The organism is Bradyrhizobium sp. HKCCYLRH2060, from assembly GCF_051168135.1.
GTDB lineage: Bacteria > Pseudomonadota > Alphaproteobacteria > Rhizobiales > Xanthobacteraceae > Bradyrhizobium.
The window spans coordinates 72,028-85,179 of sequence record NZ_JBNPUK010000009.1; the positions used below are offsets into that span (position 1 = coordinate 72,028).

The 13,152-nt window shown below is 66.3% G+C and carries 11 protein-coding genes; 5 read left to right on the forward strand and 6 right to left on the reverse strand.

What is annotated here, in order from left to right; all coding sequences use genetic code 11:
* Positions 1–83 precede the first annotated feature (83 nt).
* A complete protein-coding gene (locus ACQR10_RS18580) occupies positions 84–245 on the forward strand; it encodes a hypothetical protein (protein WP_315714266.1) in 162 nt (53 codons plus the stop codon).
* Positions 246–533: 288 nt separating this feature from the next.
* On the opposite strand, the gene ACQR10_RS18585 is transcribed toward ACQR10_RS18580, so the two are convergent.
* The 5 genes from ACQR10_RS18585 to ACQR10_RS18605 are packed head-to-tail and all read right to left on the reverse strand — an operon-like array spanning position 534 to position 5,937.
* A complete protein-coding gene (locus tag ACQR10_RS18585; protein WP_315803407.1) occupies positions 534–2,021 on the reverse strand; it encodes an ABC transporter substrate-binding protein in 1,488 nt (495 codons plus the stop codon).
* Between the two features lie 34 nt (positions 2,022–2,055).
* Positions 2,056–3,090, reverse strand: coding sequence for an ABC transporter ATP-binding protein (locus ACQR10_RS18590; RefSeq protein WP_316217549.1), 1,035 nt, complete (start codon positions 3,088–3,090; stop codon positions 2,056–2,058).
* Positions 3,091–3,104: 14 nt separating this feature from the next.
* The gene (locus tag ACQR10_RS18595; RefSeq protein WP_316217431.1) at positions 3,105–4,115 is read right to left on the reverse strand and encodes an ABC transporter ATP-binding protein; all 1,011 of its coding nucleotides are present in this window, start codon (positions 4,113–4,115) and stop codon (positions 3,105–3,107) included.
* A complete protein-coding gene (locus tag ACQR10_RS18600) occupies positions 4,112–4,978 on the reverse strand; it encodes an ABC transporter permease (RefSeq protein WP_316217432.1) in 867 nt (288 codons plus the stop codon). The genes ACQR10_RS18595 and ACQR10_RS18600 overlap by 4 nt, the downstream gene beginning before the upstream one ends.
* Before the next feature lie 8 nt (positions 4,979–4,986).
* Entirely contained in the window at positions 4,987–5,937 is a 951-nt protein-coding gene (locus ACQR10_RS18605; protein WP_316217433.1) for an ABC transporter permease, read from the reverse strand.
* Between the two features lie 212 nt (positions 5,938–6,149).
* Between ACQR10_RS18605 and ACQR10_RS18610 the strand changes: the two genes are divergently transcribed.
* Genes ACQR10_RS18610 through ACQR10_RS18620 form a run of 3 tightly spaced genes read left to right on the forward strand, consistent with a single transcriptional unit; the run spans position 6,150 to position 9,430 of the window.
* The gene (locus tag ACQR10_RS18610) at positions 6,150–7,502 is read left to right on the forward strand and encodes a GH1 family beta-glucosidase (protein WP_316217434.1); all 1,353 of its coding nucleotides are present in this window, start codon (positions 6,150–6,152) and stop codon (positions 7,500–7,502) included.
* Between the two features lie 2 nt (positions 7,503–7,504).
* A complete protein-coding gene (glk, locus tag ACQR10_RS18615) occupies positions 7,505–8,485 on the forward strand; it encodes a glucokinase (RefSeq protein WP_316217435.1) in 981 nt (326 codons plus the stop codon).
* 6 nt (positions 8,486–8,491) lie between these two features.
* Positions 8,492–9,430, forward strand: a complete 939-nt coding sequence (locus ACQR10_RS18620) for a 1-phosphofructokinase family hexose kinase (protein WP_316217436.1) — start codon at positions 8,492–8,494, stop codon at positions 9,428–9,430.
* Here the strand turns inward: ACQR10_RS18620 and ACQR10_RS18625 are convergent.
* Positions 9,390–10,517: an SbmA/BacA-like family transporter gene (locus ACQR10_RS18625; protein ID WP_315803401.1), complete on the reverse strand. Its 1,128-nt coding sequence runs from the start codon at positions 10,515–10,517 to the stop codon at positions 9,390–9,392. The two genes, ACQR10_RS18620 and ACQR10_RS18625, sit on opposite strands and share 41 nt — an antisense overlap.
* Before the next feature lie 174 nt (positions 10,518–10,691).
* On the opposite strand from ACQR10_RS18625, the gene ppsA reads away from it, so the two are divergent.
* On the forward strand, positions 10,692–13,145 hold the full coding sequence (gene ppsA / locus ACQR10_RS18630) for a phosphoenolpyruvate synthase (RefSeq protein WP_316217437.1): 2,454 nt from the start codon (positions 10,692–10,694) through the stop codon (positions 13,143–13,145).
* The last annotated feature ends 7 nt before the right edge of the window (positions 13,146–13,152 follow it).

Genomic DNA, 13,152 nt, shown 5'->3' on the forward strand with positions numbered 1-13,152 from the left:
AAAGCCGTGCAAACTTGGCAGCGAGGGGGATTTGTTGCGAGGGCGCGTGGATGCGATTTGTAAATTCGACCGATGAAAGCTTGATGGCGTACTACGAAAGTGTCCGAAAGCAGGTGGCCGCCGACAGCCGGATCGGGGGCCCCTACCGCCTGATCGGTGATCGGGCCAAGCAGTATGCGCAGGAGCTCCAGGCCGAGATGCGGCGGCGGCAGTTGCGCTTCACGCCGATCGATTGGCCGAACTGATTTGGACAAGGATCGTGTGGCTCATTGAAGCCACCAGACAATCATTTGCGACAGCACGGTGGCTGCTATTGCGCCCTCTCCCCTTTTGGGAGAGACAAGTAGGAAAGAGCGGCAAACGCGGTTGGGTGAGGGGTCTCTCGCCACGAGAGCCGTACTCGGAGCAATACCGCTAGCAATACCCCTCACCCCACCGCGCACGCGGATAGGCCGGCGATGCCCTCTCCCACAAGGGGAGAGGGCGCTGTATCGTGCAGCTTCACTGCGGTGTTATACGAAGAGCGGCGACAATCATTCCCACGACCAGCTCGAGAAATCATTCTCGAACTGCGGCACGTCCTTCCAGACGCCCTTGAGCTTCTTGTTGATGATCGTGATCCACTGCGGCTGGAACAGGAAGCCCGCAGCGGCATCGGTCGCCAGCATGCGCTGGGCGTCGCCGAGCAGCTTGGCACGCCCGGTCTCATCAGGCGTATCGACGATCTTCTGATAGAGCTTGTCGAAGGCCTCCGACTGATAGCCGAAATAGTAGTTCTTCTCGGTGAACTTCACGAGATCGAACGGCTCGACATGCGAGACGATGGTCAGGTCGAAATCATGCGGCCCGTTGAACACCTGTGACAGCCACGCCGCCCATTCGAGGTTCTCGATCTTGGCGACGATGCCGACCTTAGCCAACTGAGCCGCAAGCACCTCGCCGCCCTGCCGCGCATAGGCCGGCGGCGGCAGCCGCAACGACAGTTGCAGCGGCGTGGTCACGCCGGCTTCGGCGAGCAGTTTCTTCGCCTTCTCCGGGTCGTAGGGATTGATGTCGGTGGTGTCGACATAGCCGAGCGAGCCCGGCACGTAGAAGCTGCCGATCGGCGTCCCCAGACCGTCGACGGCGCCCTCAATCATCGCCTTGCGATCGATCGCGGCGAGGATCGCGCGGCGGACGCGAACGTCGTCGAGCGGCTTCTTCTTGTTGTTGATGGTGACGATGGTCTTCGCCTTGGAGCCTCCGATCAGCACGGTGAAGCGCGGGTCGGACTTGAACTGGGGCAAGGTGCGCGCCGTTGTGCCGCGCGGGAAGGCGTCCACGTCGCCGGACAGCAGCGCCGCGACCTGCGCCGCCGGATCGGAGATGAAGCGTATCGTCACCTTGGACAGCTTCACGGCAGCGGCGTTGCGATACTCGGGCCATTTGTTCAAGGTCAGCGATGAGCCCTTGGCCCAGGCGCCCAGCGTGTAAGGCCCGGTGCCGACCGGCTGCGTCGCGTTGGTCGGTGCGCTCTTCGGCTCGACGATCGATGCGGTGGCCTGTCCGAGCAGGAACGGCAGGTTGGGCTCAGAATATTTCAGCTTGACGACGATGGTCTCGGCGTCGGGAGCCGTCACGGACTCCATCGCCTGGAACAGCGCCTTGTCCTTGTTGGTGCTGTTGGCGGCGCCGGCGCGCTCGAACGAGAACTTCACCGCGGCGGAGTCGAACGCCTCGCCGTTCTGGAATTTCACACCCTTGGCGAGCTTGAAGGTGTAGCTCTTCAGATCGGACGAGGCCTGCCAGCTCGAGGCCAGCAGCGGCGAGACCGAGCCGTCCTCGTTGATCTTGGTCAGCGTCTCATAGACGTTGTAGAGCGTCACCTCGGCGATGGCCGCCGCGGCCGCGCTGGTCGGATCGAGCCCCGGCGGCTCCAAGGTCATGCCGACGACGACGCTGTCCTTCTTGTTCTGCGCGTGAGCCGGCGCTGCGGCCGCAACGAGCGCGGCCAAGACGATGATCGATAGTCTTTTCAACATTGTTTGTTTCTCCCTGAGGAAACCAAATTACGCGTCAAAGCGGCTTCGAGACAAGTGGCTGCTGTTCCGTTGCGACGAGCGCCGGCAGCGTCATCACGCTTTCCGCTTTATGGCAGGCGGCCGAATGCGCTCCCGTGAGCGTTCGCAATGCGGGGGCCGTCGTGCGGCACTGCGCATCGGCGAGCGGACAGCGCGGCGCATAGGCACACCCGGCGGCTCCCGATGACTGCGAGGCGATCGCAACGTCCGTACGCCGGCGCCTGACAGCGCCAGCCTGCGCGCGAGGCACGGCGTCGAGCAACGCGCGCGTATAAGGATGCGCGCATTGGCCGAACAGGTCCTCCGGCCGCCCGCGCTCGACGATGCGGCCGAGATACATCACCGCGACCTCGTCGCAGAGATAGTCGACGACCGCGAGGTCATGGCTGATCAGCACGTAGCTGAGGCCGTACTGCTCCTGCAGGTCCTGCATCAGGTTGAGCACCTGCGCCTGCACCGACACGTCCAGCGCGCTGACTGGCTCGTCGGCGACGATCAGCCTGGGCTGGGTGATCAACGCCCGCGCGATCGCGATGCGCTGGCGCTGGCCGCCGGAAAACTCGTGCGGATATTTGTCCATGTCGGCATCGCGCAATCCGACCTGCCGCAGCACCGTGGCCACGCGCGTGCGCAGGACTTCGCGATCAGGAGACTGCAGAGCGGTCAGCGGCTCGGCGACGATGCGCGCAATGGTCTGGCGCGGATCGAGCGATCCGTACGGGTCTTGGAACACCATCTGGAATTCGCGGCGGGCGCGCCGCAACTCATCCGCCGAAAGGCGGTGGAGGTCGCGTCCGGCCATCAGCACCGATCCCGATGACGGCTTCTCCAGCGCCATGATCAGCCGCGCCAAGGTCGATTTGCCGGAGCCGGACTCACCGACGATGCCGAGACTCCTGCCCGCCATCAAAGACAGCGACACGCCGTTCAACGCGAGCACCTCGCCGGGCGGCCGCAGCAGACTCTCGCGCGGCAGCGCATAGCGCTGCACGAGATCCGTGACCTCGAGCAGCGGCGTCTCGGCCGACATCTGCGCGGCGGTGCTCAAGCGACCACTCCCACCGGGTCACGGGCGAGCGCGGCATCGGCGCGGATGCAGCGGACGCCGTGCCCGGCGCCGATCTCGCCCAGAGACGGCAGCGCGGTGCGGCAGGCGTCGATCACCAGCCCACAGCGATCTGCGAACGGACAACCGGCCGGCAGATCGGCCAGCTCCGGCACCGTGCCGGCAATGGTCGAGAGGCGCGGGCCCTTGCGGGCCCCGAGCCGCGGCCGCGCCCTGAACAGGCCCTGCGTGTAGGGATGACCCATGCGCGAGAACACCGCGTCGGTGGTGCCGCTCTCGACCACCGTGCCGCCATACATCACGATCATGCGCTGCACGTTCTCGGCGATCACGCCGAGATCATGCGAGATCAGGATCATCGCCATGCCGCGCTCGGCGACCAGATCGGCGATGAGATCGAGGATCTGGCGCTGGATGGTGACGTCGAGCGCGGTGGTCGGCTCGTCGGCAATCAGCACGTCGGGCTTGCAGGCAAGCGCCATCGCGATGGTGATGCGCTGGCGCTGGCCGCCGGAGAACTGGTGCGGATAGGCGTCGTAGCGTCGGACGGGGTCCGGCAGACCGACGCGGTCGAGCAGCGCGATCGCCTGGCGCTTCGCCTCGGTCGCCGTGCAGCCGGTATGCCGCAGCAGCGGCTCGGCCACCTGGTGGCCGATCGTGTGCATCGGGTTGAGCGCGGTCATCGGCTCCTGAAAGATCATGCTGATGCGGTTGCCACGCAGCTTACAGTAATCGGCCTCACCAAGACCGACCAGCTCGCGGCCATCAAGCTTGATGCTGCCGCTAACGACGGCGCTATCGGGCAGAAGCCCAAGCAGAGCGAGCGCGGTGATCGACTTGCCGCAGCCGGACTCGCCGACGATGCCGAGCGTCTCGCCGCGCCGGAGCGCGAAGGAGACCTCGCGCACAGCTTGCGCCGAGCCGCGGCTGGTATTGAGCCGAATGCCGAGACCCGACACATCGAGCAGAGGCTGATCGCTCGCCATCATCGCTGCCTCGCCAGCCGTGGGTCGAGCAGATCGCGCAAGCCGTCGCCGAGCAGGTTGAGGCCGAGCACCGCGAGCGCGATGGCGGCGCCGGGATACACGGCGAGGCTCGGCGACTGGAACAGCAATGTCTGCGCATCGTTCAGCATCCGTCCCCAGGACGGCTGCGGCGGCTGGGTGCCCAAGCCGAGATAGGAGAGCGCCGCCTCAGCCAGGATCGCCAGGGCGAACTGGATCGTCGCCTGCACGATCAGGATCGACAGGATGTTCGGCAGCACGTGCTCGATGGTGATGCGGAAGCGGCCCTTGCCGGCGGCGCGCGCCGCCAGGATGAACTCGCGCGCCCAGATCGCGCCGGCCTGGCCGCGGGTGACGCGCACGAACACCGGGATCTGGAAGATGCCGATCGCGGCGATCGACGTCGCCATGCCCGGCCCGATCACCGCCGCCAGCATGATCGCCGACAGCACCGCGGGAAAGGCGAAGGTGAAGTCGCTGAAGCGCATGATCAGCTCCTCGGTCCAGCCGCGCCGGGCGGCCGCGACCAGGCCGAGGCAGACGCCGCAGGTGAGACCGATGCCGACGGCGATGACGCCGACCAGAATGGTCGCGCGGGCACCCACCAGCAATAGCGAGACGATGTCGCGGCCGAGCACGTCGGTGCCCAGCCAATGCGCTGCTGATGGCGGCCGCAATTTGGATGCGACGTCGATCTCATAGGCCGACCATGGCGTCCATACCAGCGACAGCAGCGCCGCGCTAAGCACCAGCAGACAGAGCAGCGCGCCGACGGTGAAGCTGCGATGGCGCAGCGCACGGCGCCAGAACGCATTGGACGCAGGCGCAGTGCCCGTTTGAACGACCACGGCAGAACTCACAACTCGTGCACCTTGATGCGCGGATCGATCACCGCATACAGCACATCGACCACGAAGTTGACGATGATGACCATCGCCGCCAGCAGCATCACGCAGTTGCGCACGACGATCAGGTCGCGGTTGGCGATCGACTGGAAGATGAGGCGCCCCAGGCCGGGCAGATAGAACACGTTCTCGATCACGATGGTGCCGGCGAGCAGATTGGCGAATTGCAGGCCCATCACGGTCAGCACCGGGATCATCGCGTTGCGCAGCACGTGCTGCCACAGCACCTCGCGCTTCGTCAGGCCCTTGGCGCGCGCCGTGCGCACGAAATCCTCGCGCAGCACGTCGAGCACGGCCGAGCGCGTCACCCGCGCCAGGATCGCGGCCTGCACCACGGCCAGCGCCACAGCCGGCAACAACAGCGCGCGCAGGCCCGGCCAGATGCCGTCCTCCCAGCCGGGAAAGCCGCCGGCCGACAGCCATTGCAGCTTCACTGCAAACAACAGGATGAGGAGGATCGCGAACCAGAAGTTCGGCAAGGCGATGCCGATCTGGGTCAGCGACATCACGCCGACGTCGCCGAGCCGGTTGTGATTGGCGGCGGTGTAGATGCCGGCCGCGAGCGCCAGCGCGGTCGTGAGTCCCATGGCCAGGATCGCGAGCGGAATGGTCATCGCCAGCCGCTCGCGGATCAGTTCGGCCACCGGCGTTCCATAGGCGTAGCTGTTGCCGAGATCGCCGGTCAGCAGGCCGCCGATCCAGTGCAGGTAGCGCCAGGCCAGCGGCTGATCCAGCCCGAGCTTGACGGTCAGCGCCCTCACCGCATCGGGCGAGGCATCCGCGCCCATCAGCATCTGGGCGGCGTTACCCGGGAGCGCGTCGAGCACCAGGAATATGATCAGCGACGCGCCGACGAGGGTCGCCAGCAGGGTCAGGAAGCGCCGCAGCAGAAAAACGCTCATTCGCGCCGGGACTCCAGTTTTCGGCGGCCGCACGTTCCACAGCTTTCGGCTCTGATGCAAGCCCGTTGCCTGCATGATTGCCATTGCCCGACGCAGGCACCTTCGCACACCGCACCGGCCGGGGTATCGCCCGCTTGATCCCGGTCAACGGCGGAGCGCCGGCGACCGCCATCATGCGGCTGATCGCAACAACGCAAGGGTCCATCTCGATCATGACCATCCGTCCGAGCTTTCTCTGGGGCGCCTCGACCTCGGCCTTCCAGATCGAGGGCGCAGCGCACCTCGACGGCCGCGCCGACAGCATCTGGGATGTCTATCTGCGCGCCCCCGGCCGGGTGAGCCACAACGACACCGCCGAGACCGCCTGCGATCACTATCATCGCTACGCTGCGGACGTAGCGCTGATGCGCGATCTCGGCCTCAATGCCTATCGGTTCTCGGTCGCCTGGCCGCGGCTGCTACCGCAGGGCCGCGGCGCGGCCAACGAAGCCGGTCTCGCCTTCTACGACCGCCTCATCGACGCCCTGCTTGCCGCTGAGATAGAGCCGTGGCTCTGTCTCTACCACTGGGACCTGCCGCAGGCGCTGGAGGCGCTCGGCGGCTGGCAGAACCGCGATATCGCCGGCTGGTTCGCCGACTATGCCGCGCTGGTCGCGCGGCGCTATGGCGACCGGGTCAAGCGCTTCGCAACCTTCAACGAGCCCTGCGTGTTTACCCTGTTCGGCTACGGCCTCGGCTGGCACGCGCCGGGGATCGCCGACGGCGCGGCCCTGCACAAGGCCATTCATCACGTCAATCTCGGCCATGGCCGCGCCGTCGACGTGCTGCGCAGGGACGTGGCCGGCGCCTCGATCGGCGCCATCCACAATCGGCAGCCCTGCTACCCTGCGAGCGACAGTGCGGAGGACGCCGCGGCCGCCTTGCGGCTCGCCGCCTATTGGAACGATGCCTTCCCGTTTCCGCAGGCCTTTGCCTGCTACCCGCCGGAGCTCCAGGAGGCCGTCGCACCCTATATCGCAGCCGGCGACATGGCGCAGATCGCTCGCCCCGTCGACTGGTTCGGCCTCAATCACTATTCGCCGCATTACGTCAAGGCGGGCAGCAACCTGATGGGCGCCAGCTTCGGACCGCCTCCCGCGGAAGTGCCGCGCAGCGCAATCGGCTGGCCTGTCGTGCCCGAGGCGTTCCGCGATACGCTCCTGGACATCCACAGCCGGTTCCGGCTTCCGATCTACGTCCTGGAGAACGGAACGGCGGCCAATGACATCGTCGATGCATCCGGCAGCATCCAGGACGACGGCAGGATCGGCTATCTCAAGGCGTATACGACCGCGATGGAACAGGCGATCGCGGCGGGCGCCGACGTGCGCGGCTATTTCGTCTGGTCGCTCCTGGATAATTTTGAATGGGGGGCAGGCTATTCGCAGCGCTTCGGCATTGTCTATGTCGATCGCGCCACCCAGCGCCGCATTCCCAAGGCGTCGGCGCGGTGGTATTCGAACATGATTGCGGCTCACCGGGCATCCGACGATCCCGCCGGGCGGCACAACCGGGCGGAAGAGTGAGGATGAGCGAACGCGTTCTTCTGGGCGACATCGGCGGCACCAATGCGCGCTTCGCGCTGCTTGACGGCGGCACCATCGGCGAGGTTGCTCATCTCAAGGTCGCGGATTTTCCGACCATCGCTGACGCGATCACCGACTTCCTCTCGCGCCAAGCAACCGGCGGAGCGCCCAACGCGGCCGTGCTCGACGTCGCCGGCCCGATCGAACGCAATCGCGGCATGCTGACCAACTCGACCTGGGTGATCGACGGCGCCGAACTGGCGGAGCGGTTCAAGCTGCGCTCGGCCAAGCTCCTGAACGATTTCGAGGCGGTCGGCTGGTCGCTGCCAGCGCTACATCCCGACGACCTGTTTTCGCTTGGCGGAAGCGCCGCGGTCGACGGCGCGCCGATGCTGGTGATCGGCCCGGGCACTGGCTTCGGCGCCGCCTGCTATCTGCCGGGCGACGGCCACCCCATGGTTGCCGTGACCGAGGCCGGTCATGCCACGCTGCCGGCGACGACGGCGCGCGAGGCCACCGTGCTGGCGAAGATGCGCGAGCGCTTCGGCCATGTCTCGATCGAGCGCGCATTGTCCGGCATGGGCCTCGAGAATGTCTATCGAGCCGTCGCGGCGGTGGATGGCGTCGACGTGCCGCCGCGCGATGCCGCAGCGATTACCCACGCCGCGCTCGACGGCAGCTGCGCCACCAGCCGCGCGACGCTCGACATGTTCTGCGCCTGGCTCGGCGCTGTCGCCGGCAACCTCGCACTCACCTTCTGCGCCCGCGGCGGCGTCTACATCGCCGGCGGCATTCCGCCGCGGTTTCCGGACTACTTTGCCAGATCCGATTTCCGCCGGCAGTTCGAGAGCAAGGGGCGCTATGACAGCTATCTGCGTCCGATCCCGGTTCATCTCGTCACCAAGCCCGACATCAGCTTTCTCGGCCTCAAATCGTTCTTCGAGGCCGGCATCACCGCGAGCGGCGGCTCCCCGACGCACTGAGATCGAATGAGCGACATCGTCACGATCACGCCGAACCCGGCCGTCGACGTCTCGACGACCGTCGAGAAAATCGTGCCGGTGGCCAAGCTGCGCGGCACGACGCAACAGCGAGATCCCGGAGGCGGCGGCATCAACGTCGCCCGCGTCATCGCCCGACTCGGCGGCGACGTCACTGCGCTCTATCCGGTCGGCGGCCCGACCGGCCTGCTGCTGAAGCAACTCGTCGAGAAGGAAGGCGTCGCCAGCCACACCTGGGCAACGGCCGAGGACACGCGCGAGGATTTCTTCGTCCAGGAGCGCGTCAGCGGCCAGCCCTATCGCTTCATCCTGCCGGGTCCGACGCTGACCGAGGCCGAGTGGCAGGCCGGCCTTACCCTGCTCGCGGCCCAGGATCCGTTCCCCCGGTTCGTCGTCGGCAGCGGCAGCCTGCCGCGTGGCGTGCCGGCCGACTTCTACGCGCGCGTTGCGACGCTTGCACGATCACACGGCGCGCAATTCGTGCTCGACACCTCGGGACCAGCTTTGGCTGCGGCGGTTGCCGGCGGGGTCGACCTGATCAAGCCGTCGCTGCACGAGATGCAAGAGCTGGTCGGCGGCGCGCTGCCCGATGCAACAGCCTGGGAGAAAGCCGCCCACGCGCTGGTCGCGAGCGGCAAGGCCGGCGCCGTCGCGCTGACCATGGGTCATCTCGGCGCCCTGCTGGTCACCCGCCACCGCGTGCTGCGCGCTCAGCCGCTGACGATGGTGCCGGTCAACGCAGTCGGCGCCGGCGACAGTTTTCTCGGCGCGCTGGTCGCGAAGCTCGCCGCGGGCGAGCTGCTGGACGAAGCGTTTCGCTTTGCAGTCGCCGCAGGTGCCGCGGCGCTGCTGCGCACCGGCACCGTGCTGTCCGATCCCGCCGACGTCAGCCGTCTGCTGGCTGATGTGCGGCTCGAGACGGCGTGACATCGCTCGCCGTATCACCGTTGAGCCGATCCAGCGAGAGCAGCAACCCGCCGACGCGCTCCAGCGACGACATCCACTCGGCGAGGCGGTTGAAATTGTCCACCATCCAATTGAACGACCCCTGCACCAGCGTGAACGCGGCGGCAGCCTGGGTGAGTTCGCCCAGCGTCATCTGATCATCGAGGAACTTCGGCGCGCACAGCACGAGACCGATGATCGGCGCGAGCAGCGAATTCAGATGAGACACCAGGGTATTGCGCATCAGCTGCCAGCACAGCCGCTTCCATTGCCGGATCGTGCGGTCGAGCGCCATCCACAGCCCAGCAATGACGCTGCGCTCTTCCTGCTTGGGCGCGATGCCTTCGCCGATGTCGCGCAAGTGATGTGCTGCGGTAATCAGCTCCGATTCGGCCTGGTTCTTGGTCTGGATGACGCGCGTGAGCGGCGAACCGACCCACAGCATCGCCCCGGTCACCAGCCCGGAATAGATGACGACGCTGACCACCAGATAGCCTGGAATCCACAACTGGTGCCCGGCTACGGCAAAACCGATGGATCCGCCAACCTGCCACAGCACCTGGACGAACACGACCGCCGTCAGCAGCGAGGAGATCACACTGACCACGAAGTCGATCGGTGCATCGGTGGCGATGCGGATGTCCTCGGCAATGCGATACTCCGGAATCTTCAGATCGCCCTGCACCGTCGCGAGCCGCGCATAGCGATCGTTCTCGACCCAATAGTTGATCACCTTGGTGCTCAACCATTGCCGCCAGTTGCGTTGCATCACCATGCGGCCCCACACCGAGACGATCGCCAGCACGACGCTCGCCAGGCAGAGCGGAATGAGCAGAGTGGCCTGCTGCCGCAGCCGCGTCGGATCGCGGCCTTCCAATGCGTCGAAGAAATCCCTGTTCCAGTAATTGAACCGAAACTGCACGTAGAGCTGAAGCACCACGAGGACGATCAGGGCGACGCAGAGCAGCCAGACCCGCCATGCCGTCGATCCGAGCCAGAATTGCCGCGCCGTGAGCCAGAACCGCGACCATTCGCGATTGCCGTCCTCGTTCTCGTCGTCGGAGATCATTGGTGATCCGGATGGGTGCGATTGATGAGTCTTACCAAACATCCTTGCCTATGGTGGAACCGTTGTCATCTCGCGATTTAAGGGGCTCGCGGAGCGCCCTGCTTGATCTTGCGCAAGGCAGCCGCCGCCCGTCGCGACAAACTGAAGCTCGCGCTGCGATGCGGGAGATCACCGATGACGGCACCCGGCTACATCCGCTGGTTCAAGGACCTTCGTATCGAGGACGTGCCCGGGGTCGGCGGCAAGACGGCCTCGCTCGGCGAGCTGTATTCGGCGCTGGCGTCGCAGGGCGTGCGCGTACCCAACGGCTTCGCACTGACGGCCGCCGCCTATCGCGATGCCTTGCGCGCGACCGGCGCTGACGACGAGCTGCGCAAGCTGCTCGCAGGCCTCGACAAGCGCCGCATCGCCGATCTCGCCAAACGCGCGGCGAAGGCGCGCGCGATCGTTTTCGCGGCGACCGACCGTGACGACCTGCGCTACGAGGTCGCAGAGGCCTACAAGCAGCTGGAGCAGGAGTATGGCCGCGGCGTCGCGGTTGCCGTGCGCAGCTCGGCCACCGCCGAGGACCTGCCGAATGCGAGCTTCGCAGGCCAGCACGAGAGCTTTCTCAACATTCGCGGCGCCAAGGACCTGTTCGAGGCGTGCCGCCGCTGCTTCGCCTCGCTCTATACGGACCGCGCGATCTCCTACCGCATCGACAACGGTTTCGACCACGACAAGGTCGCGCTTTCGGTGGCGGTGATGAAGATGGTACGCTCGGACCGCGCCGCGAGCGGCGTGATGTTCTCGTTGGACACCGAGAGCGGCTTTCGCGACGTCGCCTTCATCACCGGGGTCTATGGCCTCGGCGAGACCATCGTGCAGGGCACGGTCGATCCGGACGAGTTCTACGTCCACAAGCCGACCTTCGCGGCCGGCTTCCGCAGCGTGCTGTCGCGCCGGCTCGGCGCCAAGGACAAGCGGATGGTCTATGCCAAAGCCGGCGTAAAGGCCGGCGCACGAAGCCGCGGCCCCACGACGCGCACCGAGACGACGCCGCCGGCCGACAGGGCGAAATTCTGCATCAGCGACGCCGACGTGCTGGAGCTGGCGCAGGCCACCATCGTCGTGGAGGCGCACTACTCGCAGAAGGCCGGCAGGCCGACACCTATGGACATCGAATGGGCCAAGGACGGTCGCGACGGTGCGCTCTACATCATCCAGGCGCGGCCGGAGACGGTGGCCTCGCAGCGGCGGCCCGAGGCGATCGAGACCTACGTTCTGAAGAAGACCGGCAGGACGCTGGCAACCGGCCGCGCCGTGGGCGAAAAGATCGCCACCGGCAAGATCCGCTTGATCCGCAATCCCAAGGATCTGAACGCGTTCCGCCCCGGCGAGGTGCTGGTCGCCGCGTCGACCAGTCCGGACTGGGAGCCGGTGATGAAGACCGCGGCGGCGATCGTCACGGATCATGGCGGCCGCACCTGCCATGCCGCGATCGTCGCTCGGGAGCTCGGCGTGCCGGCCGTGGTTGGCACGGAGGATTTCAGCAAGCGCGCGAAGACCGGAACGACGGTCACCGTCTGCTGCGCGGAGGGCGATGCCGGCCATGTCTACGACGGCGCACTGCCGTTCGATGTCGAGCGCCTGGCGATCGACAGACTGGAGAAGCCGCGCACCGGGATCATGGTCAATCTCGGCAACCCCGAACTGGCCTTCAAGACCGCGCTGCTGCCGAACGATGGCGTGGGCCTTGCGCGCATGGAGTTCATCATCAACCAGGCGATCGGCATCCACCCGATGGCGCTGGCGACGCCCGCAAAGGTAACCACGGCAAAAGATCGCGCGACGATCAAGCGCCTGACCGCGCGCTACAAGAAGCCCGCCGACTTCTTCGTCGAGCGGCTGTCGGAAGGCGTCGGCACCATCGCCGCGGCATTCTACCCGCGGCCGGTGATCGTGCGCCTCTCGGACTTCAAGACCAACGAATATGCCAGCCTGATCGGCGGCTCCGATTTCGAGCCGAAGGAAGAGAACCCGATGCTCGGCTTCCGCGGCGCCTCGCGCTATGCGCATCCCGCCTACGCCGCCGGTTTCGCGCTGGAATGCGCGGCGTTGCAGCGCGTGCGCGACACGATGGGGCTCTCCAATCTGAAGATCATGATCCCGTTCTGCCGCCGCGTGGAGGAGGCACGCAAGGTGATTGCGGCGATGGCCGGGCATGGCCTCGTGAGAGGCGAAAACGGGCTCGAGATCTACATGATGTGCGAGATCCCGAACAACGTCATCCTGATCGACGAGTTCGCCAAACATTTCGACGGCTTCTCGATCGGCTCCAACGATCTCACCCAGCTCACGCTCGGCGTCGACCGCGACTCCGACATCGTCGCCTTCGATTTCGACGAGCGTGATCCCGGCCTGCTGGCGATGCTGCGGATGGCGGTCGAGGGCGCGCACCGCAACCATCGCCATGTCGGCATCTGCGGCGAGGCGCCGGCCAACTATCCGGAAGTCGCGCGCTATCTGGCCGAACTCGGCATCGATTCGATCAGCGTCAATCCGGCGAGCGTCGTGCGCACCATGGAGATCGTCCGCACCGCCGAGCGGGAGCTCGCGACCCACAGGCCGCAGGCGCTGGCAAGCTGATCATCGC